Origin of the sequence: Arthrobacter sp. StoSoilB22, assembly GCF_019977315.1 — a bacterium.
Taxonomy (GTDB): Bacteria; Actinomycetota; Actinomycetes; order Actinomycetales; family Micrococcaceae; genus Arthrobacter.
This window is the reverse complement of record NZ_AP024652.1, coordinates 797914-822874: the sequence shown is the minus strand read 5'-3', so window position 1 is coordinate 822874 and position 24961 is coordinate 797914. Positions and strand designations below refer to the sequence as shown.

Genomic DNA, 24961 nt, shown 5'->3' with positions numbered 1-24961 from the left:
TAAACCCGCGCGAACCCTGCAGAGGAGGCCTCGCAACGGTACGCAATTGGAATCTGAAGCGGCGTGGCGTGGCCACTTGGTCGGCGATGATTAACCTCATGCGTCACATGGGGAACAGCGGGAAGCTTGCGGTGGTGTCCGCGTTCGTCTCGCTCGGGCTGTTAGTGCTGGCCGCAGTAGTGCTGGAGGAACTGGTGTTGTACCTGTTCCTGGGCTCCGTGCTGATCTGCTACCTGGCGTCCCTGATCCAAGTGTTCAACCGCCGACGCTATCTGGTGATCCTGCTCGGCGCAGTGGGCACCAGCTTGTTCATCGGGTGCAGCATTGCGTTCTTGCGGATGTGGGGCATCGCTTTTAGCCAGGACGCCGCTGCGCTGGGCAGTGCTCCCGCCGGCGGTGCTCAAGCCGGCGGTGCTCCAGCCGGCAGTGGTGCACTGGGCGGCCCGGCCATCCCGGCCAGCACCCAGGACTCGGACATCTATTTCTACTTGGCCGTGGCAGCCGGCATCGGAACGCTGGCGGTGCTGTTCCTCGGAGCAGTGGTGCCGTCGTTTGGTTCGCGGGCTGCGGCGCCTCACAAACGCCCCTCGACGCCGGTGAAGCGAACCCCGGTGCCCCGCAAACCAGCTTCCCGTCCGGCCACACCTGTCAAACGTCCGGCTGGTTCGTCCCCACGGCCACCCACTGCAACCAAGGCTCCTGCAGTCAAGCGCCCCGCACCGCGTACGCCAACAACGCCAGCCAAGCGGCCGGCGTCGAGCGCTTCTGCCCAGCGCAAGCCGGCCCCGAAGCGCTAACGCACCTCCGAACGTGCGTTGCGGGGCCCGCTCTGCTTGCTTACGCGGGATCTATAGGCGCAGAGCGGGCCTCACAACGGCCGTTTCCGGGCGGATTTTGCGTCCGGCACCCAGGACGGCGGTGGCAACTCCCAGGAGGAGGATCAGCCCGCCGAGGATCTCGGTCAGTGTGGGAATCTCGTTCAAAACAAGCCACGCGGCCGTCATCCCCACCACAGGGACCAACAGCGTGAAGGGCACGACGTCGGAGCTCGGGTACAGCGACAACAGCCGGTTCCAGATGCCGTAGCCAATCAGGGACGCGAACACGGCCGTATAGATGGCGCTCAGGATAGTGGCGGGCTGCAGGTCGGTGAGAGTGGCCCACACGATGCCCGGCCCGTCCACCAGCAGCGACAAACCAGCCAACGGGACCGGCACCACGGCACCGGACCACACCACCAGGCCCAACCCGGAGGCGGCTTTGGAATGCCGGGCCACCACGTTGCCGATCGCCCAGGACAACGCCGCGGCCAGGACAATCATGAGCGGAAGCACCGGCGCCACGGCGCTGCGCCCCAACGCCACTACTGCCAAGCCTGCGATACCCAGAGCCACGCCCGCCAATTGGCGGCGGCTCGGCTTCTCACCGAGGAACCTCGCCGCCAGCAAAATGGTGAACAGAACCTGCGCCTGAAGTACCAAGGACGCCAAACCTGCGGGCATTCCCAAGGCCATGCCCAAGTACAGGAGGCCGAATTGGCCGGCACTCATGAAGAGCCCGACGCCGACAATCGCCTTCCAGCCCACGTCCGGTTTGCGGATGAACAGGATGAAGGGAAAGACCACCAGCAGGAAGCGCATGGCGACGAAGAGCAGCGGCGGGACTTCCCTGCCGTTGGTGTGCAGGCCGAGGTCTATCGCGACGAAGTTGATGCCCCACAGGACAGCAACTACCACGGCAAGGGCGGAGTGGCGAAGGTTCACACGTACACTCTGGCCTTCTTTTGGTTGAAGCACCAGCGTTGAATTCAACATGGAACAGCGTAGATTTGCTTCATGATCGACATTTCCTCCCTGAGGGCCTTGGTGGCCGTGGAACAGCACGGCTCAGTTGTGGCGGCCTCGGACGTCATGGGTTTCAGCCCTTCAGCCATTTCGCAGCAAATCAAGAAACTTGAGAAGCAGACCGGCGTCACCGTGCTGGAACGCAATGGCCGGGGGGTGCTCCTCACGGAACGCGGCCTGGCTTTGGCGGGCTATGGCAGGCGGATCATGGGCGAGCTCGAAGAACTCCAAGCCACACTGCTGGCCGATCCCGCGAAACCTTCAGGCCTCCTGAGGCTCGTTGCGTTTTCCACAGCCTGCCGAGGCCTGGTGGGACCGATGCTGGGGCGCATGGCCACCGCCCACTCCGCGTTGGACATCACCGTACTGGCCGAGGATCCCCGCGAGGCTGTACAAAGAGTGGCATCAGGCGAAGCGGAACTCGCGGTTGTCCATAACTGGAACTCGGTGCCCTTGGTGATCCCGGAGAACCTGGTGCTTGAGGACCTCTGCATCGACCAAGCCGATGTCCTCGTCAACAGCACCCACCCACTTTCCGGAAGTGCCGCCGTCGAGCGTGAAGACCTACTCAACGAAACCTGGATCAGCACCCCGGCAGGAGCCATCTGCAACGAAGCATTGCTGCAGATCTTTGCCGGGCTGGGCAAGGTCCCCGATATCCGCGTTTACGATCCCGACTTCTCCACCCACATCGCCATGGTGGAACAAGGCGTGGCCGTGGCACTCGTTCCGAGGCTCGGCAGGCCACCGCTTCCCGCCGGCGTGGTTGCCATCCCGGTGATCAACCCAGTGCAGCAACGGTCCGTGGGCGTGGTGTACCGGAAGACGATGACCGCCAGCCCCAACATCCGAACCGCGGTGCGAATGCTTCGCGAGGTGGCGGGCGGACTTCCCCTGCCACAGGGGTGACCAGGAGCGATCACGGCCACACAGTGGGCACGGCGAAGGCGTAGCGGCTATTTCGCAGGACCTACTTGCGGGGAACCGCGAAGTGCGTGAGCCGAGCATCCTGCCCGTCCAGCTCAGCCCACGATTTTTCCGTTTCCATCACCGTCAACGCACTGGTTGGGTACCTGGTGGCGGCATCCATATAGGCGTCGTGGTCAGAGTCGCGGGACGCCAAGTGCATAGCCAGATCCTGGACTCCAGGCATATGCGAGATCACCATCAGTGTGGTCACAGTGTCCGGGACGTGGTTGATGACCGTCAACATGCGGTTGGCCGAGGCGGAGTACAGGCCGTCCTCAAGTTTGGGCGTCGGTGCTTTGTCGCCCAGTTCGTCGCACACCCAGGTGCAGGTCTGGCGGGTTCTTAATGCTGACGAGCACAGAATGAAGTCAGGCACCACGCCCTGCTGGAGCAACCATTTGCCGGCCAGCGGAGCCTCCCGGTGCCCGCGCTCCTCCAAGGGGCGCTCATGATCAGGCACGCCGGTAGGCCAATCAGCCTTGGCATGCCGCATGATCACCAGGCGCTTAATGTGATGGTCACTCATAACCCAACCCTATCCGCCGCGGGCTCCTGGGGCTCCCTGACCTTCTTTGGGAAGAGAACAGCCCTTGGTCAACCTGATGTGGTTGCCCAAGGGCTGTTGGCAGATCAATGAGGGTCAGAACCGCACGCAGCGCCGGCGCCCGCCGAGGCCAGTACTCTCCCGGGCTGCGTGGTGCTTAGATCGAGTATTCCGGAGCGGCCCAGACAATAACTTCGGGGTGCTCGTAGAAACGGTAGCCCTGGCCGCGGACCGTGCGGACCGTGTTGGCGAGGCGGCCGAGCTTGGAGCGGAGACGCCGGATGTGGACGTCGATGGTGCGCTCGTTGGGTACCTCTTCGGCGTTGCGCCATAGTCCCTCAAGCAGTTCGTCGCGGCCCACGGTGCGGGTGCCGTTTTCGACGAGGTAGTTGAGGAGTTCGAATTCCTTGAACGTCAGGTTCAGCGATTCGCCATCCAGGTGCACTTCGCGGCGGGCGAGGTCAATCAGCACGCCGGACGGACGGGATTCCTGCTGCGGCGCCGGACGGGCAGCTTCGGTGCGCTGGCGTGCGGCAACAGTGGGGTCACCGAACGTGGAACGCACGACGTCGAGGGCTGACCCGGGTGCCCCGGCGGGGGCCACTGCGACGGCGGCATAGCTTTCCGCGCCGGTCACGAGGGACTGGGCGTAGGCCCGGATTTCCTGGGCGAGCTTGGCGATGGATGTTCCTGCAGCGGCAGCAGTTTCTTCGTCAATTCCCATGTACAGGACAAATCCGCGGGCCACGTTGTCGTTGGCGACGGGGCGGAGTTTGTCCGACTGGGCAATCACAGGAGTGGGTGCAGTCATGGGTGCCGGCTCTGCCGTGGGGACTGCGCGCAACTGGCCGTAGGAGTTGGGGTTGTAGCCCTGGGGCACATAGCCGGGGGCCTGCTGCCCGGCGCCTTGGGGAGCCGGAGAGTAGCCGGGGCGGCTGCCGAAGCCGGGGCGAAGCCCTGCGTTTGACGCTGCCTTGTTGGCGTTACGGACGGAGATGTGGACGTATCCAGATGCAACTGACATGGAGTGCTTACCTCAAAAGTGAATAGCCGTCATCGCGGCTTCGAATGCTGATTGTCCCCGCAATGAGTTTGGGGAGGGGCGCCCAACGCTGGGCTAGGGGGCGAATGCCTGAAACTTCTTGGGGTGGAAAGTTAGGCTTGCATTCGACAACAGCGGTCATCATGGCCAGCGGGTTCGCTGGGCCAGGTTGCTGCGGCTGCAGGTGCTGTTGAGTTCTTGTTCACATTGGAAGTGTGCAACGTAACAATGGCAACACGCAAGTAACAAAGCGTCGAACCGTCCACATTTTGAGACGTTGAGGTCTATTGTGCCGCAAATCACAATTCAGCCCGGCCTATAAATGAATGGCATTTCATTCGACCACAGCCGGGAATATTCGCCATTATGTGAATTTTCTTCGGTGAATCTGGCCAGAGTGCCGCGTCGGTTCCCACGAACGGGCATGCGGCGGAATCTCACGATCTGAAACAGTTGCTGTCCAATCACACTAAATGGCGGTTCAACAAATTTCCCGAAAAAATCTGCTACAAGCTGTAGAAACAGCTCTCTCGCTAGTGTTGGGTTCACAGCGTCTTCACAGGACCGGCAAAGCGCTGGCTAACCAGCAGAACGGAGAGTTGTCCCATGGCCTCCTCGCACTCCATGACCAACAACCTTCCCCAGCTCTCCCATCCGGACGGCTCCCCCATCCGCGCCCTTGTGGTGGACGATGAACCCAGCCTCGCCGAGCTCATGAGCATGGGACTTCGAATGGCGGGCTGGTCCGTGGCAGTGGCCGGGGACGGGCCCGGGGCCGTAAAACTGGCCAAGGACTTTCGCCCTGACGTGCTGGTCCTGGACGTCATGCTGCCCGGCTTCGACGGCGTGGAGGTCCTCAATCGCATCCGCACCTTCGCCCCGGAAGTTCCCGCACTGTTCCTCACCGCCAAGGACGCCGTACAGGATCGGATCGTTGGGCTCGCCGCCGGAGGGGACGACTACGTCACCAAGCCCTTCAGCATGGAAGAGGTCCTCCTACGCCTCCACCGTCTGGTCCAGCGTTCCGGGGTGGCGGCCATGGACACTGCCGAGCTTGTGGTGGGAGATCTCACGCTGAACGTGGACACCCGCGAAGTCACCCGGGCCGGCGAGGACATCCCGCTCACCGCCACCCAGTTTGAACTTTTGCGCTACCTCATGGAAAACCCCAAACGAGTGGTCAGCAAAGCCCAGATTCTGGACCGGGTGTGGGACTACGACTTCGGTGGCCAGGCCAACATCGTGGAACTGTACATCTCCTACCTACGCAAGAAGATCGAAGCCAACCATCCGCCCATGATCCACACCATCCGTGGCGCCGGGTACGTCATCAAGCCAGCGGACTAGGCGTTGAGCACACTGTCAGGAGTGGCCAAAAGCTCCCGTATTCCCGGAAATCCACAGCGCAGCTGGCTGAACCCGTCCACCTGGCACCTGCGGACACGCCTGGTCCTGGTGGCCATGGCGCTCCTGGTGGCCATCTGCGGAGCCGTGGGCATTGTCAGCTACGCGTCCATGGACATGGTCTTCAACAGGCAGCTCGATAGGCAATTGGAGCAGGCGTCCAGCCGCGCGACCGACTTCGGCAGGCCGCCGTCGAACTTTCCCACGAACCCCTCCGGAAGGCCTGACCCGCTGGAGGCGCGCGGCCAGGCCGCGGGAACGCTCAACGCGAGGATCGACGGCTCAACCGTGAGGAGTTCGGGGCTCATCGACGCCCAAGGCAACCGCGTTTCACTTTCCGCAGCCGATGAGCAGGTCCTGTTGTCGCTCCCCAAGGACAACGTGCCGGTGGATCGATCCCTGTCCAATGGTGACTACCGGCTGGTGGCAGTGGACACCTACGGTGATGTGATCGTGACGGGGCTGCCCTTGGCGGACAAGCAAAGCGCCGAGGCCTCGCTGGTGTGGACCATGGTGTTGGTTTCGTTGGGCGGATTGGTACTGATCGGCCTCGCCGGAACAGTAATCATCCGGCGGACCATGCGGCCGCTTGAGCAGCTCTCCGAGGTTGCCACCAAGGTTTCGCGCCTCCCCCTCGACGCCGGGGAGGTGGCACTTGCGGTACGCGTACCGCCGTCGACCGCTCATCCCGGAACGGAAGTTGGAAGCGTTGGCCATGCTCTGAACCAGATGCTGGAGAACGTCGCCAGTGCATTGGAAGCACGGCAGGAAAGCGAAACCAAGGTGCGTCAGTTCGTCGCTGATGCCTCACACGAACTCCGCACACCGCTCACCGCGATCCGCGGCTACACGGAGTTGCTGAGGATGACCGAGACCTTCACCGACGATGGCCGCAAGTCGCTGGCAAGGGTCCAAAGCCAATCGGAGCGCATGACCACGCTGGTTGAGGACCTGCTGCTGCTGGCGCGCTTGGACGAGGGGCAGCCCGTGAAAGTCGAGGACGTTGACCTGACCCAGTTGGTGATCGAAACCGTCAGCGATGAGAAGGTCATGGCGCCGGATCACATCTGGCACCTCCAGCTCCCCGATGAGCCTGTCACAGTCCGCGGCGATGTAACGCAATTGCACCAGGTGCTCGCCAACCTGCTGTCCAACGCGCGCAAACACACCGATCCCGGCACCACCGTGGTAACAGGCGTCATGCTCTCCGCTGATGGCAGCGCAGTGGTCACAGTGACGGACAACGGCCCGGGCATTCCGGTCGATTTCCAAGGCCGGATCTTCTCCCGTTTTGCCCGCGCTGATGCCGCGAGATCGGGTTCTGAAGGCACCTCCGGACTGGGCCTTTCCATTGTGGATTCGATTGTTGCCGCCCATGGTGGCACCGTGGAGGTGACGTCCAGGCCCGGGCGCACCGAGTTCGCGCTGCGACTTCCCACGGTAAGCACCGGAGAGAGTCAGGCAAGCCTGCAAGGCGACTCACCGGCATCGTGATCTCTGTTACCTAAATGTGACTTCTGAAGAAACCTCCTGTACCGTCGAAAGGGTGGGTTTCCCCAAGGACCCACATCCGGGATGCGCCGAGCTCTGCCACTTCCCGGAGTCCGTTCTTCTTTGAGGCAGAGACGGGGGACCCACAGTCTCCGGGCCTGGCAATGTGCCGCCCTAGGGGTGAAGCCGCAGCGTGACGCGCGGCCGGATGACCTCATCCGAACCCGACAGCTAACTCCGCAGGCGCTGAGAGGTCACACAACATGTCTGAATTTAACGATCAGACGCGCCCTTCTGCGCGTCACCGCGACGAACACAACGCACCGCTCACCAAGTCGCAGTCCGTCCTCAAGAACGCTGCCCGCCAGGGTAAGTCCGGCCACCGCATGTCAGTCGTAGCCGGCGTTGTAGCAGCCGCACTGGGTGTTGCATCGCTCGGAACCGCCGCAAACGCCGCGTTGACTCTCCCTGAGGCGAGCCGCGTTGCCGGGACCCAGGCTGCTGCCCAGGTCAGCGCCAACAAGTCAGCTGATATCTCCGCTTCCTTGGATGCTGCCGCCGCCAAGGGCGCAGCTGACCGGGCTGCCGCGGACAAGGCAGCTGCTGAGAAGGCCGCTGCCGACAAGGCTGCCGCTGACCAGGCCGCTGCTGAGAAGGCTGCCGCTGACGCTGCAGCCAAGCAAGCCGCCGACGCCGCTGCCGCCCAAGCCGCAGCTGAGAAGGCTGCCGCTGACGCTGCAGCCAAGCAAGCCGCCGACGCCGCTGCTGCCGCCGCCGCTGCGGAAGCTGCAGCTGCCGCAGCCGCCCCGAAAGCCGTGGACGACCCCGCCGCTGCCAAGGCCTACGCCGCCAGCATCCTGGGCAACTACGGCTGGAGCGCAGCTGAGATGACCGCACTGAACACCCTGTGGGAGAAGGAATCCAACTGGAGGACAACTGCCACCAACGCTTCCAGCGGCGCGTATGGCATTGTCCAGTCCCTCCCGGCCGGCAAGATGGCCTCCGCTGGTGCTGACTGGCAGACCAACTACCAGACCCAGATCAAGTGGGGCCTGAACTACATCAAGGAGCGCTACGGATCCCCGTCCGCCGCTCTGGGCTTCCACTTGGCCAACAACTGGTACTAAGCCAGACCGCTTCATTGCCGCGCCCGTTCCCGCCGTCCGCCCCAGTACCCACTGGAGCGGATGGCGGGAACGGATGCGGCTTTTGCTGTTTTACAGGCGCCACCCGTGGTTCACAGGCGCCACCCGTGGTTCACAGGCGCTGCCCATGGTTCACAGCGCGGTCACAGCCTCCGCCTAAAGCCCACATAATCGGCCGTCGCATGCTGGATATATGACGCTCACAGCTCCCCGGCCAGCACTGCATCGGACGGTGCAAGGCACTCCCGCCAGCACACCCGCGCTGGCTCCCGTCCTGGACATCGCCATACCCGTGTTCAACGAGGAAGTCCGCCTGGAAGAAAACCTTCGCAGGCTGCACGGGCACCTTGCAGACACTCTTCCGCACACCTTCCGGATCACTGTGGTGGACAACGCCAGCACGGACGGCACCCTGCGGATCGCCGAACGCCTGGCGAGGGAATTCCCCGAGCTTATGGTGGTCCGTCTTGATCGAAGGGGCCGCGGAAACTCCCTCCGTAAGATCTGGTTGTCCTCCGCGTCACCGCTGCTTGCCTATATAGACCTGGACCTGTCCTTCGACCTTTCGGCCGTGGCTCCTCTTCTGGCCCCGCTGATGTCGGGCCACTCAGACCTCGCTGTCGGCACGCGTCTGGCAAAGGCTTCGCACGGGACATTTAGCCACCACCGTGACGTCATTGCACGCGCCTACAATTTTCTGTTGCGCGTCCTGACGGGAGCGCGCTTCTCCGATGCTGAGTGCGGGTTCAAAGCCATTCGTGCCGACGTCGCCCGCCAGCTGCTCCCCTACACCCGCGATGAAGCATGGTTTTTCGACACCGAACTGCTGATCATCGCTGACCGCTCCGCTCTGCGCATTCATGAGGTGCCGGTGGACTGGAGCGACAATCCCGACTCAAGTGTCGACGTCGTACGTACCCTTTTGACCGACCTCAAAGGGTTGGCGGGGCTGACCCGCAAACTGCGCCGCGGGACAATTCCCATCGCCGGGCTTCGCGCCGAACTGGGCCGGGGCCCTCACCGGCACTGAACTTTCCGAAGAGCGCTACGCCTCCGGTTCAGCCTCCACCGCGCCCCGTACGGCCGCGATGGACGCGGCCACATCTCCAGCGTCCGTGGTCCAGTTGCTCACAGAGATCCGCAGGATCTCACGTCCTCGCCATGACGAACCGGACATCCACACCGCGCCCTCGGCCATGAGCCGCTGGGTGATGCGGTGCGTGCGATCGTCACTGCCGAAACTCACGGAGACCTGCGTGAACACGACGTCGTTAAGCACTTCCACTCCCGGGATCGCGGATAGTCCTTCAGCCAAAGCACGGGCATTTGCCGCAAGACGGTCCACCATGGAAATCACGCCGTCCCGGCCCAGCTGCCTCAGTGCCGCCCACACCGGAATGCCGCGGGCGCGGCGGGACATCTCCGGAACTTTCTCGAAAGGGTCCCCCGGTCCGGCATCAGTGGCTATCAGGTAACTGGTGTGAACACTGAAAGCACGCCTCAAGGCTTCCGGGCGGGCCACGATTGCCAGGCCACAGTCGTAGGGGACGTTCAGGGTTTTGTGTGCGTCCGTTGCCCACGAGTCGGCGTCCTCAACACCGGCCAGCCGGGTACGCAGCGTTGGGCTCACAACGGCCCACAAACCAAAGGCGCCGTCCACATGTACCCATGCACCGCGATCGTGGGCCACGGCTATGGCCTCCTCCATGGGATCAAACGCACCGGAGTGGAGGTTGCCGGCCTGCAGGCAAACCAAGGATGGCCCCGGCTGCTGATCCATGGCATCGGCCAAGGCATCGGGAAATATCCTGCCCTCGTCGTCGGCGTCTACCGGAACGCATGCGCCCAAGCCCAGGTACCGCAACGCGAGATCGACGGCGGCGTGCCGTTCCCGTCCTGCAAAGGTTGTGATGCGCGGCGCGCCGGTAAGTCCCAGAGCCTCCAGATCCCAGCCCGCCTCGTCCATTAAGTACTGGCGGCCAGCCGCCAGCCCCACGAAATTGGCGGTGGTGGCGCCAGTGGTGAATCCGACGTCGGCGGTGGCGGGCAGGTGCAGGAGGTCCAAAAGCCAGGCGGCGGCAGATTCTTCAATCGCGGCGGCGGCGGGGGTGGCGAACCGGAGCCCTGTGTTCTGGTCCCAGGCGGAGACGAGCCAATCGGCGGCCATGGCAGCAGGGAGGGTTCCGCCCATCACCCACCCAAAGAATCGACCGGACTGGATCGCCATGAGCCCGGGCTCAGCCAGTGCGGCGAGCTCATCAATGACTTCGGCGGCATCAGTGGCTCCGGCCGGAAGACGCGGCAGGATGCTCCCGGCCACCTGATCGGCATCCGAGGAAGGACGGACAGAACGGGTAGGGACAGACGCAAGCCAGTCACCGGCGTGGACCATGGCCCGCTCCAATGCAGCACCGTACGCCTCCGGCATCGCAGACATGCGCACAGCCTACGCCCGCTTCACTGCGCCGAACAGACCGGGCAGAAAACCTTAGAGCGTTAGCGTCAGGAGGTGCCCGCCGTCGTCGTCCTTTACTGCGGTGACCGTCACTGCGGTGTAGTCCGGGATCCGCCACATGCCCGGTTCCAATTCGCCGCCGGCCTTGCCCACCACAACGGTCCGCATCCCCGCTGCACGGGCCGCCGCAATACCGGCAGGCGCGTCTTCGAAAACCACGACGTCGGCCGGGTCGGCTCCCAGGAGCGCCGCCGCCTTAAGGTACCCCTCCGGGTGCGGCTTACCGCGGGTGACTGACTCGGCGGTGACCGCGGTGGACGGCATGGCGAGCCCGGCCGCCTCCATGCGGATCCCGGCAAGGATGCTGTCGGCGGAGGTGACAAGCGCGATCGCTTCATCGGGCAGCGCGGCCAGCACGGCTGCCGCGCCGGGGAGGGCGATCACGCCATCCGTCCGGGACCGTTCCATCTCGCCAAGCTCAGCGGTCAAAGCTTCAAAGTCAGCACCGGCGGGCGCGTACCGGCGCACGGTGTCGCCGGCTTGGACGCCGTGGGAGGTGCGGAGGATCTCGTCGAAATCCAAGCCGTAGCGGTCGGCGAACTCGGACCACACCTGCTCCACGATCGCTGTTGAATCAACCAGTGTGCCGTCCATGTCAAAGAGGATGGCGCGGGCGGTCAACGTAGACGTCTCAGCGGGGAGAGCGGGTTCGGCAGGATGGCTCATGGTTCCATCCTGCCGCACGCTGTCTGCCACCCGGCGAAGTGTGACTTAGCCGTTGGGCCTCTGAGGCAGGTACTGCACCGCCCACTGGTTGCCGTCAGGGTCCGCGAAGTAGACAAAGTGGCCCCAATCCTGGACGTCGACGTCGCTAACATCCACACCGTTGGCCTTGAGGTGATCATGCGCCTTATTGATGTCAGCCACTACCACTTGCAGATTGGGCGCCGAGCCTGGAGGGGCGTCGGTGAGGCCCTCACCGATAGCGATGGAGCACGCAGAACCCGGAGGCGTCAGCTGAACGAAGCGGATGCCATCAGTGGGACGCTCATCGAAGTCGGCATTGAAACCAACCTTGTTTACGTAGAAATCCTTCGCGCGGTCGACGTCGGAGACAGGTACAAATACCAGTTCAAGTTTCCAGTCCATGCGCCACAGGCTAACCAAGCCCGACGAAAACCGGTAGGGGGCTCCCTTAGCCCGCCACGCCGTAGAGGCGGTCGCCGGCGTCGCCCAGGCCGGGCACAATGTACGACTTCTCGTTGAGCTTCTCGTCAATGGAAGCCAGAACTACCTTCACGTTGGCGTCTGCGAGCTCTTCTTCCAGCTTTGCCAGTCCTTCCGGAGCAGCCAGCAGGCAGATGCAGGTGACGTCCGAGGCGCCGCGCTTGAAGAGGAACTTGATGGCCTCGCGCAAGGTGCCGCCAGTTGCGAGCATAGGGTCCAGGACAAAGATCTGGCGGCCGGTGAGGTCCTCGGGGAGGCGCTCGGCGTACGTGATGATGTCCAGCGTTTCCTCGTCCCGGGCCATGCCCAGGAAGCCCACTTCAGCGGTGGGGACCAGCTTGGTCATGCCCTCCAGCATGCCGAGGCCTGCGCGCAGGATGGGGACCACCAGCGGCGTGGGCTTGGTGAAAGCCGTGCCAATGGTGGTGGTGACGGGGGTTTCAATCTCCACTGGCTGAGTCTTGACCTCGCGGGTGGCTTCATAGGCCAGGAGGGTGACGAGTTCTTCAGTGAGCTGCCGGAAGACCGGTGAAGGAGTGTTCTTATCCCGCAGAACGGTGAGCTTGTGAGCGACCAGCGGGTGGTCCACGACGAGTGTGCGCATCCCCCAAAACTATCATTGAGACATGAGCGCCACCGAGCCGTATCACGCAGATCACCTGGCCTGGATGGGCCTTGCCCTGGACGAGGCCCGGTTGGCGTTGCAAACTGACGACGTCCCCATTGGCGCCGTGGTGTTGGGGCCCGACGGCGGCGTGCTGGGTTCTGGCCGCAACGAACGGGAGGCTCATGGAGACCCGACCGCCCACGCTGAGGTGGTGGCCATCCGCGAAGCTGCCGCTGCGCTGCGTCAGCGCGCTCACGATGCGGGCGGCTCGGGCGACGGCTGGCGGCTTGAGGATTGCACCTTGGTGGTCACCCTTGAGCCGTGCGCCATGTGTGCCGGGGCAATTGTCCTGGCCCGGATTCCGCGGGTGGTGTTCGGGGCGTGGGACGAGAAAGCCGGAGCCGTAGGGTCTGTTTTCGATATCCTTCGCGAGCGCCGCCTCAACCACTGGGTAGAGGTGTACGCGGGTGTTCGCGAGGAGGAATGCGCGGGCCTGCTCAAGGACTTTTTCGCTTCACACCGGTTGCCCTAGCTCGTAGTGCGTTGGAGGGCTTCAGCGTTGGAGGGCCTCAAGGACGGTGGCTGCGGTGGTGTCCCAGCCTTGGAGGTGGTCCCGGGCTCGGAGTGCGCTGTTGCGCCAACGCTCTTGGAGTGCGGGGTTGGCGAGCCAGTTCCTGAGGGTGTTGGTGAGCAGGCCGGTTTCCTGCAGATCCAGCGCCGCGCCCGCCCCTGTGTCACCCAGGGCTTCCTCTGCTCCTGTCCCCTGCCGCACAAGCACGGGGATGCCATGAGCCAACGACTCCGACACCGCCATTCCATAGCTTTCGGAGCGTGAAATAAGGACACTGAGGTCAGCCCTGCGCCACTGATCTTCAAGAGCCTCGCCGGTCAACTCTCCGGTGACGCTGATGCGGTCTTGGAGCACGTGATGCTCGACGGCGTCCCTCACCTCGGCTGCGTACCTCGGGTCAGCGTCGTTGGAGCCGATGAGGGCTGCTGTCCACGGTTCGTCACGTATCTCGCTCAGCGCCTCCACCAAGAGTGTCTGGCTCTTATTGGGCAGCAATGCTGCGACGGCGACGATATGCGGTGGCTGCGAACCCTTGGCGGGGTCTGCTTTGTCGGCCCCGGGCGTAGCGATGACGATGTCCTGTTGCCCATGCTTGGTTCGCAGTTCCGCTGCGGCATGGGCGCTGGGGCAGATGATTCCCGTGGCGGCAGCCAACGCCTTGGCCTCACGCTCGGGGTGGTCCGCCAACGCCATGTGGGACAGGATCCACACAGGGGTCCCTTTACCTACGGCACCAGCGATCGCCTCTGGTGCCCCACTCGCTACCAGCCCGTCGGCGATCACTGTTGTGCCGCCGTCGAGCATGTCAGCAAAACGTTGCCGGTCCGCGAGGCTGCCAACCGGCCAGTCGCCGTCGACCGTTACAGTCTCTATTTCCGCGCCCAAAGCGGACAGGTGCCCGGCGAGCTTGGCGTTGTACTTGTTGCCGCCGGAGCCGTGCCGGACGTTCCCCGGGACCAGGAAGCGGATGCGCACTTACTTGACCGGGTTACTTGACCGGGAGCTCCAGCGAATAGCCCGCCCAAGCATCAGGGTTTTCGCGGAGGACCACGTCAATGCCGGTGAGTGCCGGACCATCCGCGGTGTCCTGGATTTGGGTGGCCATGGCGTCGGCGATGTGCTTCGCGAGCGATTCGGTGGTGGAGAGTTTGCCCTTGAAGGCGGGGTGCTCGTCCAGGTTCTTGTAGTTCAGGTCCGCGAGCACCTCCTCAAGGATGCCGCCGGCGGCACCGATGTCCAGGACGATTGCGTCGTCATTGAGATTGGGACGGCGGAAGGTGACCTCGGCCACGAACGTGGCGCCGTGGAGACCCTGGGCCGGGCCGAAGGCTTCGCGGGGAAGGCTGTGGGCGATCATGAAGTGGCGTCGGACGGTCAAGCTGAACATCTATTTATCCTCCGGGTGGGGGTAGGCGACCACGTGGCAGAAACCGCCGGGCCGTTCGAACAGTTGTGTCAGTGTGGTGGGCAGGTTCCGGAACAAGCATTCACTGGTCAGGAAAGTGTCGAAGAGCGGATCCGTCAGCTCGATTGCAGCTTGCTCGAGGCGTTGTGCGTTGCTTCGCCGGTGCCTCCTGGGCAGGGCCACGGCGCCCACCTGGCTGGAGCGGATGTTCAGCCTGCGGGCGTGGAAATCCTCGCCGAGCGGCAGGGTGACTTCCTTGTCCGCAAACCACGAAAGTTCGATCACGTCCGAATCATCGCCGGCCAATTGCAGGCTCAGCTTGAGACCTTCGTTGGAGGCGGAGCAATGGAAGACGATGTCGTTGTCGCTTTTTGCATTCACTGGTTCGACGAAGTCGACGTTGATGGTTTCTGCCAGCTTCCGCTTCTCCGGATCCGCATCCACCAACTGCAGGCGGCCCAACGGATACTTCCGCAGGAGCGTCGCCAAGACGCCACCCACCAAACCACCACCGACGACGGCGACACGGTCTCCCAGCCTCGGCCCGGCTTCCCAGAGGGCGTTGATGGCCACCTCAACGATGCCCGTGAGAACGGCGCGTTTCGCAGGGACTTCATCGGGGATGGCTGTCAGTTGGTCTGTAGGGATGACATAGAGGTCCTGGTGTGGGTGCAGGGTGAAGACCGTTTTCCCTAGCCACTCATCCGGGCCTTCTTCCACGACGCCGACGTTCAGGTAGCCGTACTTCACCGGGCCAGGGAAGTCGCCTTCCTGATGCGGTGCCTGCATCAGGTCAGCCACTCGCTCCGGGACGCGGCCCTCGTGGACCACGCGCTCCGTACCTCGGCTGACACCTGAGTACAGGGTTCTGACGAGGGCTTCGCCTGCTTGCCTTGCTGGCAGGGCTTCCGGGCGCAGCTCACCATCGCCCGTCTCGGTGACCCAGTAGGCGTGGGCTTCGTGTTCTTGTTCGTGCTCCCGCGAAATCGTCATGATGCTTACGAATCTATCGTTGGGGCGCTGTGGACGGAAGTTGGGCGTGTTTGGGCTCGCTCTTCCCGCTGGTCCGCGGGGCCTCGTTTTGGGGAACCGGGCTGAACTCCGGTACCCTATTTCAGTTGGTGACGTGTCCGAGCGGCCGAAGGTGCAACACTCGAAATGTTGTTTGGTGTAAAAGCCAACGTGGGTTCAAATCCCACCGTCACCGCCAATGAGAAAGGCCCTGCTTCCCTTTGTTTATGAGGGATGCGGGGCCTTTTGCTTTGCCCAAGCTATGCGTCTGCCCACATTTTGCCCACAGTCGATTGTGAAACGGCGTGATCTAAAGCGTCCGACAAGGAATCAAGGTCGCCGTCGAATAGGTCTGCGTAGACATCCAAGGTCATCGCCGAAGAGCTGTGGCCTAGTAAGGCCCTGGGTATCCCAGACAACGTTGACATCTCCGCTTACCTCAAGGGGATTAAGGCGAACGCGTTGAATGGCAAGGTTTCGACGTTGACCATCCGTACCATTCAGGAAACTTACGAGCGTGTCATCAAAGGCGGACCGGATCCTGACTGTCCGGGTCAGATCGCTCCGATGGCTACTGGTGGCGCTGTGGTTGGCCGCGGGCAAAAGGGTATTGATTCTGAGCTTCGTCTGTTGGCCCCTGGTGAGCACGTCCTGCCCGACAGTGATGTTGATGCTATGGGCGGTCAGGGTGGGGTGTATGAGTTCCGTAAGCAGTTGCATTCCGGCGCTGGCCCAATGGGCTATCAGTACGCGCCGGCTGCTGCTCCTGCGAGGTCAGTAGCGGCGGTTCCTGCTGTTGCTTCCGGGCCTACCCAGATGACAGGGACATTGATCATGGATTCCGGTCAGGTGTTCGGCACGTTCCGCGGCGTGGCTGTGGAGGTTGCCACGTCGCCATCAAGGCCGCGGATTCTGCTTCACAGTATGCAAGGGCCGGTCGAGGCTAGCCCAAAAGAGGCAGGGCGCCCATCACAGAGGGCGTCCTGCCCAAGCGATCAACCTGAAGCCCTCAAAAGTAGACAGGGGCCAAATGAAACGTACGACAAAGAAGCGCCTATACTCCCATGTGTGGGGAAACGGAGGAACAAGTGGTTAGCATGAAGTTCGCCGCACGCATCTCTTCTGTGTTCTCCACCTCCGTGTTCGCCAGCTTGGCGTCACCACAAGGGGGCGGGGCGGCATCTCGGCTCACGGTGCTCCATGAGCTGACAGAAGCTCATGATGCCACTCTTACGCTCGGAGAAGCCTTTGACGCTGCCCATGGACTGCTAGGCCACTCGTATCGGAACGAGTACTACTTTAAGAACAAGCTTGTGTCCAAAATTGTTCTTGGCAGACATAGCGTTCGGACAGCCTCCGCGCTAATGGAAGTCCCCTCAGGACGATCAATCGTGGATCTGGTGATTTTCAACGGAACATCCACGGCCTACGAAATAAAGACCGATCTTGACAGTTTTGCGCGACTCCCGGCGCAACTTGACGACTACAGCTCCCGGTTTGAGCACGTAAACGTTGTCACATCCATCGAGAGGGCCGCAGAAGCTGAGCGGGTAACACCGGACACCGTGGGAATTATCGGGATTCGGCAGAACGGATCTCTTTCAGTGGTGCGTCCGAGCAGTAGCGGATTTTCCCGACTAAAGCAGGCTTCGATTTTTCAGCTTCTTCGACAGAAGGAAGCCGTAGAAGCTCTGAACCGCGCCACAGGTTATGAAATAGATGTCCCCTCTGGCGATGTATGGGCGCGCTGTAGGTCGCTTTTTACCGCCCTCCCTATTGAGGTCGCTCACGCGGAGGCTTTGCACCAACTGAAAAAGCGCGGCATGCGGGCGTCTGCACTAGTCGAAAGGGCCGACTACCCCAAGTCTCTCCGAGCCCTTGCATATGGAACGGAGATGTCAACAGCGGGACACACTAGGATTGCTCGCCGTCTAGCCGCGCCTTTGGCAGATTGTCACAAGTTTTGATTTAAGGTAGCGCGTGGTTGAGGATGTGACAAAGATTCAAACTTTAACCACTTTGGGGGAATTATGTATTTTCCGTACCTGTACGCGAGGCAAGGCGAATGCCGCGCGATTGAGGACCTCGCTCCCGGACTCGGCGCCAGCGCACAAAAAGTCTTCCCAGTTCTCGAACCTGCGGCCACCAACAGTCGAGACTTGGTTAAGGCCTTAAGTGCTCTGGCGCAACATAGTGCGGCCACTTATCTGATTATCAACCCGTCTAAGAAGTCATTGGACCAAGGCGCTGTTTTCGGACCTTGGATGGCGGACGTAAGTCCGTTTTTGAGTGATGCCCAGATAACAAGGCCGACCTTAGAGATCAGGGCGAGCACAAGCCTGGCCGATATTACGTCATTCCTGACCAGCTATCCTGGCCGGAGTCTTGGACTCTCAATACGCTCTTCGCACATTCCTGCGGCTAACGTGGCAGCAGCGACGTCAGGGTACGACGTTCTCCACTTCCTGCACTCAAGCGCTGATCCCGCTGGCTATTCAGCCGCTGTGGGTGCTAGTAGGTCAGTGGAAGTGCGAGATAGCTTCCGCACTGAGGCAAGGAACGCCGACTACGTGGGTGCGGAACAGTTCACCGCTTCGCACCTGTACTTTGCGGGCGACGGCAGGCCGGGTTTCTCCGATTACACGCTGCTGCCTGGAAAATTCAGCGACTCGGGAGGCCCTTTGGGTGCTGCGGTGATCCATCTTTCCTTTGTGGAGAACGCTAGCAAGTCCATTTGGGTCGAGCACTTCGTTTCCATTGAGACTCGCCAGTACGAGGGTTCACAGCCGAGCAAGCTAATGGAGGCTATGACCAAGCTTGATGCAGCCATAACGGCGGACTCATCGAAATTCGTAACCTCGCCGGGGCTATCCAGTTACCAAGCCCAGTTTGCAAGTCGCAGGCCTACCAGCCCGACTTACAACAAACGGCAGCAAGTCTCGCACCACATCGCCACTGCCGCGACGGTTGTCTAGAGCTTGCAGAGACGGGCGAGATGACGCTGGTGTAGGGCTCCATAGCTGACTTGGAACGCGCGGACTGCACCGTAGCCAAGTCTGACATCCAAGCCGGCAGATTTTGACTTGATGGTCCTCCTCAAGCGCGCGCCAACGGCCAACACGGGCTCCTAGTTCCCGTAGAAGTAAGGCGGTTCGTCGGAAGTCGAACCGCCTTGTGTGTGTCCCCGCCCCCATAAACACATCTAGCTTCCTGGGTTTGAACAGCTGCCCTTCAACAATGTTGTCTTCGTAAGCTCTCTAGGCGTTCACGGCTAGCCCTGTGTCAGTGCCGCCATGACCGCCTTGAAGGCGGCTGGAATCTCTATGGTTTGGTACGAACTCGTATCAACGCCAGGGGGGAAGTTGAATGTCTTCCCTGCTACTTCCACTTGGAACGTCACGTATTCTGGCCACTGTCCATCGCGTCTGCGCAATTTGGTGTCTTGAACCTCTCTGATCGTGACTGATGTCGTGTCACGTAGAGGGTAAGCGGTTGTAGTGACATGACTTGGAGCTTGGAATTCTGTGACGATCAGCAGCTTGTCCGTGAGTACTTGAAATTTTCCTGTAGCTGTATCGTCTTCATCACGCTTCACGTCGTACACGTTGTAGGCCTCCAACGTGTGACCCACCGTAATAATGTCGTCCTCACCTGTAAGAACAAGGATCTGCGAAATCGCCTGCCCAAACCACTTGGTGTAGTCTCCGGAGCCGGCGAGGAACTTGGAGTCGCCCGCTACGTTCAACTGGATCATCAGCTTTGATATGAGTTCATCGTCCAACATTTCAGTTCTCCTGATGTGTGTGGCGTTCCGGTTAGTACAGCTCATGGTAGCGACGGCACAGCCTGGACGGGTCCTTCTGTCGCACCCTATCTGAATCGTCCTGAACCATGGCGAAGTTTGATCGTGATGGTTTCCAGAAGATGATGGCTGAACTGAACGCGGAGGACCGCGGCGCCATGATTGTGCGCAGCCCGTATGAGGAGTTAGAACCGGATCCGGAGTACTTACCCAGTTCATGTAATGCACATTTTTGCAGAACATACGATAGTCACGTTGCATAAATCTGCATTTCTGTTAACCTGATTCCAGATCAACCTGCTGGTTGACAGAGCTTAGAAGGGTCCGTTGCCGTGGTGGGCGACGGACCCTTTCAGCTTTTAAGCATGTCCGCAGACAGTTCGCTGTCAGCTAACGCAGAACAGAAACCGGTCTTCGGTCGGAGTGCTCGGCACGGCTGTTTGCCGCTATTGCCTGTGATCAGTTCCAAGACGACGAATTGCGCGCCGCGTAGTCCTCGCTGCCTTCACGACGTTTAGGACGGGGTGTGGATGGACATAGAAGGAGTCCTGTGGGCCCCAGTCCTCATGCCACTCGAACTGGATACCAACATGTCCGATCAAGGTAGCGGCTTTGTAACCTGTCAGCCGATGATCGTTGACCCACCCGAGCCCGGGCGTAATCCATAGCCCCGGTTCACCTTTGACTTTGCCGCGAAGTGCCTTGTAGATCAGCCAACGCTCCTGATCCTTTATCAGGCAAAGTGAAAAGTCCTTCGTTTCGTCTTGCCCTGAGAGGAAACGCAGGAGAGTCTCGGGCGGCGGGAATCCGTTCTCCGCTATGAGGCAACCGAAGTGCTTTGCAAAGTACCGCGCCAAGTTCTTCGCCTCTTGCTCCCATCCATCTCCGTAGACATGCTCGAGTCGGATCCCTGGTGCACGCCACAGTCGCGAAATGTTCTGACTGACATAGGCGGCGTACTTGTCGTATGCGCGGTCAAAGGGCTGGCTTCTAGTGTCGTTGCAGCGTTTGCAGAGAATTAGGCCAAACAGCACGTCCTTTGATTTCCGGTGACTGCGGATTGGACGCAGGACACTATCGTTAGCCCAGATCAGATCATCGCCGTTTGCCAACCGGCGAAGATCAGTGCGTTTGTATTTGTGTTCATGGGAATCAGCTCGTGCACCGCACCACCAACACTTTCCTGCTTGATTCTTGGCTAGCGACGCGAGTCGATCGGAGACGTCTCCACTCATGTCTTCAGGGCTTACGCCGTACGCCAAGACACGGTCTCCTTATCGGGGCAGCAACTCCGGACGAGCAATATCTCATAGCCTAGAGCATCAGGGCTGGCGGAATCCTGAACGGTGTGGCTGCTTTCGGGCGACTGATTAGTGCCGGCGCGAACGTCAAAGCTCAACAGCACACGCTCGGTCATGCGTCCGCAGCGATGACCTTTGGACCGATACGCCGACCTTTTCGAGGATGACGTTGATGCAGTCGCAGCGGATCCCCACAAAGCCAGGTCGAAACACGCCGAGCGGTAACGCAACAGTAACGGAATCTCGGCAGGAGGGTGTTTGAAGGTGTGGGCGGATGTGTCCAATAACCGCGTATTCTGGGGGTTTGGGGGGTGTACCGCTTAGTTCCGCGGGGTGCCATATGGGTTCAAATCCCACCGTCACCGCCCTTGAGAAAGGCCCTGTTTCCCTATGTTTATGAGGGTTGCGGGGCCTTTTGCTTTGCTCATCCACGTTCACCGAGGGGCGGGATCTCGGCACTTTGGGAGGTCCAAAGGCGCGAGATCCAACCCTTCGTCGCATGCTAATCCGGCCGGGATGACTTATCCGCCGTAAGCTGTCCCCAAGGGGGATCCCATGAGTTCACGGAGAGTTTGCGTTGTTATCGAAGGACGATGCCGACATTCGTGACCTCATCGATCTGATACTCACTGATGCAGGTTTCGAGGTTCACGCCGTCGAATCAGGAACCGAAGGCATCATGGCCGTCGAACGGCTCAAGCCAACTCTGATTACCTTGGATGTGGGCTTGCCCGACATGGACGGCCGGGAGGCAGCGCGGCTGATTGCTGCGGTATCACACGCGCCTATCCTCATGATCACGGCCTTCGCGGAACGGGATGATGAACTTCACGGAATCGCCTCGGTAGCCAAGGCCTATCTGGTCAAACCCTTCAGGCCCCGCCAGTTGCGTGAAATAGCGCTGCGTCTAAGTCCTCCCGAACTCGCGTCAAAGCCAATCTCGACGGATTCGTGCAGCACTCCCTGAGGCACATGCGTAACTTCCTGCGGGTTCCGGCACAGTCGGCCCTCCGAGGGGCGGGATCTCGGCACTTTCGAGGTTTGAAAGCGCCGAGATCTAACCCTTCGGCGAAGCCTAGAGTAGATTGATCCCGGATGCCGCAAGACACCCCTCGGAACCCGCACGGATCGCGGAGGCAACAATGGCCCAGCGAACAGCCAAAAGCACCGACTATGCGTTCGTCACTGTGTGGCGCGTGCCCGGAACACGCGAGGAAGTAGTCAACGTCCTGGGCGACGCCGGAGCTCTCAAGCAGTGGTGGCCCTCCGTCTACCTCACCGTGACACCCATAGCCCAAGGCGGCCCGGATGGAGTAGGGGCCACCTTCGACCTCCACACCAAAGGCTGGCTCCCCTACACTCTCCGGTGGCAGCTCACAGTCACAGAACCCGTCACCTTGGACGGCTTCGCGCTCACCGCCGAAGGGGACCTCAACGGCACCGGCCGCTGGACCTTCGTAACCGACGGGCCCGAGGTCGTCATCACCTACGACTGGCGGGTCAGTGCATCCAAGCCCCTGCTTCGCCGTCTGAGTTGGCTCCTCAAACCGGCGTTCTCCGCCAATCATCACTGGGCCATGGCTCGCGGTGAGGAAAGCTTGAAACTTGAGCTTCGCCGTCGGCGTTCATCTGCGGGCTCAACAAACGTTCCGGAGCCACCGAAACCAACGTTCGCGCGGTGGGCGCAGCGCTAGGCGCGCGTTCCTTCCCGGTTACCTCCACCCTCACCCCAGGCAGGCCGCGGAATTCCGGGCACGGCGAGCACCGGGAAACCGGAGGTACCTGGGGAGGAACGCAGCAACGTGTCCACATAGCCACCCATCCGGGGCCAGTCCGGCGTCGAACTCCCGATAGAATCAAGACGCCGATAATCAGAGCAGCCACAGATGAGGGAGGACCCGTGCGCACATCGCAATCCCGGGCACCCTTTCATGCGCTGCGGTCTGGCGCCATCTCCACTGTTGTTATTCTTCTCGCCGCAGGGGCCCACATAGCGGGTGGCGGAGAGCTTCCCACAGCACCGGTCCTGCTGGCGCTCGTTGCGTTGACGGCTCTGGCTGCCACGCTGGCCACCCGTTTCAAGCTGAACCTTGTCACCATGGCGGGGCTCTTGGGCGCAGGACAGTTGGCACTTCACGAAGCTTTCACGGCGTTGAGCCCCATCACCGCCAACGTGCAAGGGACAAACCACCACCTCGGCACTGAACCGTTGAGCTCCGGGCTGGACGTCACTGCGACGCATACTCATGAACTCGGCACAGCCGTGGGCACCATGATGTTTGTGGGCCACGTGCTTGCCACCGTTGCTACTGCCGTCGTCCTGGCAAAGGGTGAAGCTGCCCTGTGGCAACTCGCCGCCTGGCTGCGGCCACTGCTCGCCCTGCCCGCTTTGGTGTTCAGGCCCGACGCCGGTGCCTCGCCTGTCGCAGTCGGCGCACCGGAGGTCTTTATCCCCCGCCCTTGGCGGAACCTGAGGCAAGACAGCCGCCGCGGACCGCCCGCCGTCGTGGTACTTCCTTAGCTCCGCCCGGCACCTTCTGCGCTCAATAAACGCGCGCTGCAACAGCACAGCCTTTGCATGGTGACGGGTCCCAAACCCGTACCCCGCGCCGCACCTTCCGGCGCCCCCGAAAGGCACTTCCCATGAAATCCTCGATTCGCCGCACCCTCTCCGCAACCGCCGTCGCCGGTGGAACCGCTGCCCTGATGATGGCCGGACTGGCTGGAGCATCCGCCCACGTCGGCGCCGACCCCAACAAGACCGCAGCTAACTCGTACGCGCTGGTGACCTTTGGAATCCCCCACGGTTGCGATACGTCCGGCACCACCAAAGTGGCCATCTCACTTCCTGAGGAACTGACCGACGCCCAGCCCACCGTCAACCCCAACTGGACTGTGGAGAAGGTCACGGAGACCCTCGCCGAGCCCAAGAAGCTGGACGACGGCACCTCCATCACCAAGCGGACAAGCCAGATTGTGTACACGGCCAAGGCACCGTTGGATCCGCACCTGCGTGATGCCCTTGTCCTGTCCGTCAAACTGCCGGACGCAGCGGGCAAGACCATCTACTTCCCCACACTGCAGACCTGCGAGCAGGGCCAGACTGACTGGTCCGAGATCGCCAAGGAAGGCCAGGATCCTCACGATCTGAAGGCTCCGGCACCGTCGGTCACCATCACTCCGGCCGAGGCCGCCGGTGATCACCACGCTGCTGAAACCGTCTCCACCGAGCAGGCCGCCGCTGTATCTGACGACGGCTCGCAGGCGCGAAGCTGGGCCGGCCTGATCGCAGGCATCGCTGGCTTGGGCCTGGGCGGTGCTGCGTTCTTCCGTAGCCGCTCCGCCAAGCCGGCAGTAGCCAAAGCCGATACCAAGTAATTTGACGCTGGATTGGCGCCCGGAAGATCACGATCCGGGCGCCAATCCGCGCTCCCAGCCGTGGCTGAATTGACTCGGATCACGGCCGGGGCAAGGCTGGTGCCCATGTGGACTCAGCGCATCAAAACCGGTCTTGTGACGACGACGGCAGCCGCTGCGCTGCTCCTTCTTGCTGCTTGCGGGCCAAGCCCCAGCCCATCGGCAACCAGCAGTGCCCCTCCATCTTCCTCGGCGCCAACTACCTCGACTCCGTCGGCCACTGCAACGTCAAGCCCGCCTTCGGCAACGGCCACGCCGTCACCCTCAGAGACAGCTACGTCCGCGGCACCAGCAGCAGCCGGGCTGTGCAAGGCGGGATCCCTCACCGCCGCAACGGACGCCACCGGCGGCGGCGCCGCGGGCAGCGTTTATGAGAAATTGATCCTGACCAACTCCGGCGGCACCCCCTGCATTCTGGAGGGCTTCGCCGGCGTCTCCATGACTGCCGACGCCAACGGCGAACCGATCGGCGAGCCGGCAACCCGGGAAACCACCACCCCGGTCACCAAGATCGAACTGGCTCCGGGCAAGTCGGCGTGGGCGGAAATCCGGTACACGCAGGCCGGTAATTACGGCGACTGCACCAAGGTCGCCGCAGCGGGCTTCCGCATCTACCCGCCGAACGACACGGCGTCACTGTTCATCCCGGAGCCGCACGATGCGTGCAGCAACACCGGCATCAAGCTCCTGACCATCACCGCTTTCCAGGCAGTCTGACCGTCTCCC

The 24961-nt window shown here is 61.9% G+C and carries 25 protein-coding genes, 1 tRNA gene, 1 pseudogene and 1 riboswitch; of the genes and pseudogenes, 16 read left to right on the top strand and 11 right to left on the bottom strand.

The features are described 5' to 3' along the window. The first annotated feature begins 107 nt into the window (after window positions 1-107). Window positions 108-797: a hypothetical protein gene (locus tag LDN70_RS03935; RefSeq protein WP_223941801.1), complete on the top strand. Its 690-nt coding sequence runs from the start codon at window positions 108-110 to the stop codon at window positions 795-797. A 51-nt stretch (window positions 798-848) separates the two neighbouring features. Here LDN70_RS03935 and LDN70_RS03930 read toward each other — a convergent pair whose 3' ends face one another. After that, complete coding sequence (locus tag LDN70_RS03930; RefSeq protein WP_502773762.1) at window positions 849-1763, bottom strand: EamA family transporter; 915 nt, start codon at window positions 1761-1763, stop codon at window positions 849-851. A gap of 72 nt (window positions 1764-1835) precedes the next feature. Between LDN70_RS03930 and LDN70_RS03925 the strand changes: the two genes are divergently transcribed. Next, window positions 1836-2753, top strand: a complete 918-nt coding sequence (locus LDN70_RS03925; RefSeq protein ID WP_166842898.1) for a LysR family transcriptional regulator — start codon at window positions 1836-1838, stop codon at window positions 2751-2753. A gap of 61 nt (window positions 2754-2814) precedes the next feature. Here LDN70_RS03925 and LDN70_RS03920 read toward each other — a convergent pair whose 3' ends face one another. After that, window positions 2815-3339, bottom strand: a complete 525-nt coding sequence (locus tag LDN70_RS03920) for a SixA phosphatase family protein (RefSeq protein WP_142936616.1) — start codon at window positions 3337-3339, stop codon at window positions 2815-2817. A gap of 175 nt (window positions 3340-3514) precedes the next feature. Then, entirely contained in the window at window positions 3515-4381 is an 867-nt protein-coding gene (locus LDN70_RS03915) for a winged helix-turn-helix domain-containing protein (RefSeq protein WP_142936617.1), read from the bottom strand. A gap of 624 nt (window positions 4382-5005) precedes the next feature. Here LDN70_RS03915 and LDN70_RS03910 point away from each other — a divergent pair. From LDN70_RS03910 to LDN70_RS03895, 4 genes are all read left to right on the top strand, one after another. Then, entirely contained in the window at window positions 5006-5746 is a 741-nt protein-coding gene (locus tag LDN70_RS03910; protein ID WP_223941799.1) for a response regulator transcription factor, read from the top strand. 3 nt (window positions 5747-5749) lie between these two features. Continuing rightward, window positions 5750-7297 carry a sensor histidine kinase gene (locus LDN70_RS03905; RefSeq protein ID WP_502773761.1) on the top strand — a complete coding sequence of 516 codons (1548 nt, stop codon included), beginning with the start codon at window positions 5750-5752 and terminating at the stop codon, window positions 7295-7297. A gap of 98 nt (window positions 7298-7395) precedes the next feature. Continuing rightward, window positions 7396-7552, top strand: a riboswitch (cyclic di-AMP (ydaO/yuaA leader). A 5-nt stretch (window positions 7553-7557) separates the two neighbouring features. Further along, on the top strand, window positions 7558-8421 hold the full coding sequence (locus LDN70_RS03900) for an aggregation-promoting factor C-terminal-like domain-containing protein (RefSeq protein ID WP_223941797.1): 864 nt from the start codon (window positions 7558-7560) through the stop codon (window positions 8419-8421). A gap of 211 nt (window positions 8422-8632) precedes the next feature. Further along, window positions 8633-9469, top strand: coding sequence for a glycosyltransferase (locus LDN70_RS03895; protein ID WP_223941796.1), 837 nt, complete (start codon window positions 8633-8635; stop codon window positions 9467-9469). 15 nt (window positions 9470-9484) lie between these two features. Here LDN70_RS03895 and LDN70_RS03890 read toward each other — a convergent pair whose 3' ends face one another. The 4 genes from LDN70_RS03890 to upp are packed head-to-tail and all read right to left on the bottom strand — an operon-like array spanning window position 9485 to window position 12725. After that, on the bottom strand, window positions 9485-10876 hold the full coding sequence (locus LDN70_RS03890) for a pyridoxal phosphate-dependent decarboxylase family protein (RefSeq protein WP_223941795.1): 1392 nt from the start codon (window positions 10874-10876) through the stop codon (window positions 9485-9487). Between the two features lie 51 nt (window positions 10877-10927). Then, on the bottom strand, window positions 10928-11620 hold the full coding sequence (locus tag LDN70_RS03885) for an HAD-IA family hydrolase (RefSeq protein WP_223941794.1): 693 nt from the start codon (window positions 11618-11620) through the stop codon (window positions 10928-10930). Window positions 11621-11665: 45 nt separating this feature from the next. Beyond that, window positions 11666-12043, bottom strand: coding sequence for a glyoxalase superfamily protein (locus LDN70_RS03880; protein WP_142936624.1), 378 nt, complete (start codon window positions 12041-12043; stop codon window positions 11666-11668). A 46-nt stretch (window positions 12044-12089) separates the two neighbouring features. After that, window positions 12090-12725, bottom strand: a complete 636-nt coding sequence (gene upp, locus LDN70_RS03875) for a uracil phosphoribosyltransferase (protein WP_142936625.1) — start codon at window positions 12723-12725, stop codon at window positions 12090-12092. Window positions 12726-12747: 22 nt separating this feature from the next. Here upp and LDN70_RS03870 point away from each other — a divergent pair, with 22 nt between their 5' ends. Continuing rightward, the gene (locus LDN70_RS03870; RefSeq protein ID WP_223941793.1) at window positions 12748-13260 is read left to right on the top strand and encodes a nucleoside deaminase; all 513 of its coding nucleotides are present in this window, start codon (window positions 12748-12750) and stop codon (window positions 13258-13260) included. Window positions 13261-13281: 21 nt separating this feature from the next. Here LDN70_RS03870 and LDN70_RS03865 read toward each other — a convergent pair whose 3' ends face one another. The 3 genes from LDN70_RS03865 to LDN70_RS03855 all read right to left on the bottom strand — a co-directional run bounded on the left by LDN70_RS03865 (window position 13282) and on the right by LDN70_RS03855 (window position 15697). Further along, window positions 13282-14103 (bottom strand): glycosyltransferase family 4 protein, encoded by an 822-nt coding sequence (locus LDN70_RS03865; protein WP_223942591.1) that lies wholly within the window; start codon window positions 14101-14103, stop codon window positions 13282-13284. A gap of 184 nt (window positions 14104-14287) precedes the next feature. Further along, entirely contained in the window at window positions 14288-14686 is a 399-nt protein-coding gene (locus tag LDN70_RS03860) for a 6-pyruvoyl trahydropterin synthase family protein (RefSeq protein ID WP_166842906.1), read from the bottom strand. After that, entirely contained in the window at window positions 14687-15697 is a 1011-nt protein-coding gene (locus LDN70_RS03855) for a zinc-dependent alcohol dehydrogenase (RefSeq protein ID WP_223941792.1), read from the bottom strand. A gap of 127 nt (window positions 15698-15824) precedes the next feature. Here LDN70_RS03855 and LDN70_RS03850 point away from each other — a divergent pair. The 3 genes from LDN70_RS03850 to LDN70_RS03840 all read left to right on the top strand — a co-directional run bounded on the left by LDN70_RS03850 (window position 15825) and on the right by LDN70_RS03840 (window position 18690). Next, window positions 15825-15914 (top strand) — tRNA-Ser (locus tag LDN70_RS03850). An 898-nt stretch (window positions 15915-16812) separates the two neighbouring features. Further along, window positions 16813-17682: a sce7726 family protein gene (locus tag LDN70_RS03845; protein WP_223941791.1), complete on the top strand. Its 870-nt coding sequence runs from the start codon at window positions 16813-16815 to the stop codon at window positions 17680-17682. 63 nt (window positions 17683-17745) lie between these two features. Next, on the top strand, window positions 17746-18690 hold the full coding sequence (locus LDN70_RS03840; protein WP_223941790.1) for a sce7725 family protein: 945 nt from the start codon (window positions 17746-17748) through the stop codon (window positions 18688-18690). Window positions 18691-18986: 296 nt separating this feature from the next. On the opposite strand, the gene LDN70_RS03835 is transcribed toward LDN70_RS03840, so the two are convergent. Next, a complete protein-coding gene (locus LDN70_RS03835) occupies window positions 18987-19499 on the bottom strand; it encodes a hypothetical protein (protein WP_223941789.1) in 513 nt (170 codons plus the stop codon). 1387 nt (window positions 19500-20886) lie between these two features. On the opposite strand from LDN70_RS03835, the pseudogene LDN70_RS21280 reads away from it, so the two are divergent. From LDN70_RS21280 to LDN70_RS03805, 6 genes and pseudogenes are all read left to right on the top strand, one after another. Continuing rightward, window positions 20887-21043 (top strand): annotated as a pseudogene (locus tag LDN70_RS21280) (site-specific integrase); the annotation flags it as partial. Between the two features lie 352 nt (window positions 21044-21395). Then, the gene (locus tag LDN70_RS03825; protein ID WP_223941788.1) at window positions 21396-21785 is read left to right on the top strand and encodes a response regulator transcription factor; all 390 of its coding nucleotides are present in this window, start codon (window positions 21396-21398) and stop codon (window positions 21783-21785) included. 175 nt (window positions 21786-21960) lie between these two features. Further along, on the top strand, window positions 21961-22512 hold the full coding sequence (locus LDN70_RS03820; RefSeq protein WP_223941787.1) for an SRPBCC family protein: 552 nt from the start codon (window positions 21961-21963) through the stop codon (window positions 22510-22512). A 206-nt stretch (window positions 22513-22718) separates the two neighbouring features. Further along, window positions 22719-23339 carry a hypothetical protein gene (locus LDN70_RS03815; protein ID WP_223941786.1) on the top strand — a complete coding sequence of 207 codons (621 nt, stop codon included), beginning with the start codon at window positions 22719-22721 and terminating at the stop codon, window positions 23337-23339. Between the two features lie 122 nt (window positions 23340-23461). Beyond that, on the top strand, window positions 23462-24196 hold the full coding sequence (locus LDN70_RS03810; protein WP_223941785.1) for a YcnI family copper-binding membrane protein: 735 nt from the start codon (window positions 23462-23464) through the stop codon (window positions 24194-24196). A 105-nt stretch (window positions 24197-24301) separates the two neighbouring features. Continuing rightward, on the top strand, window positions 24302-24952 hold the full coding sequence (locus LDN70_RS03805; RefSeq protein ID WP_223942590.1) for a DUF4232 domain-containing protein: 651 nt from the start codon (window positions 24302-24304) through the stop codon (window positions 24950-24952). The last annotated feature ends 9 nt before the right edge of the window (window positions 24953-24961 follow it).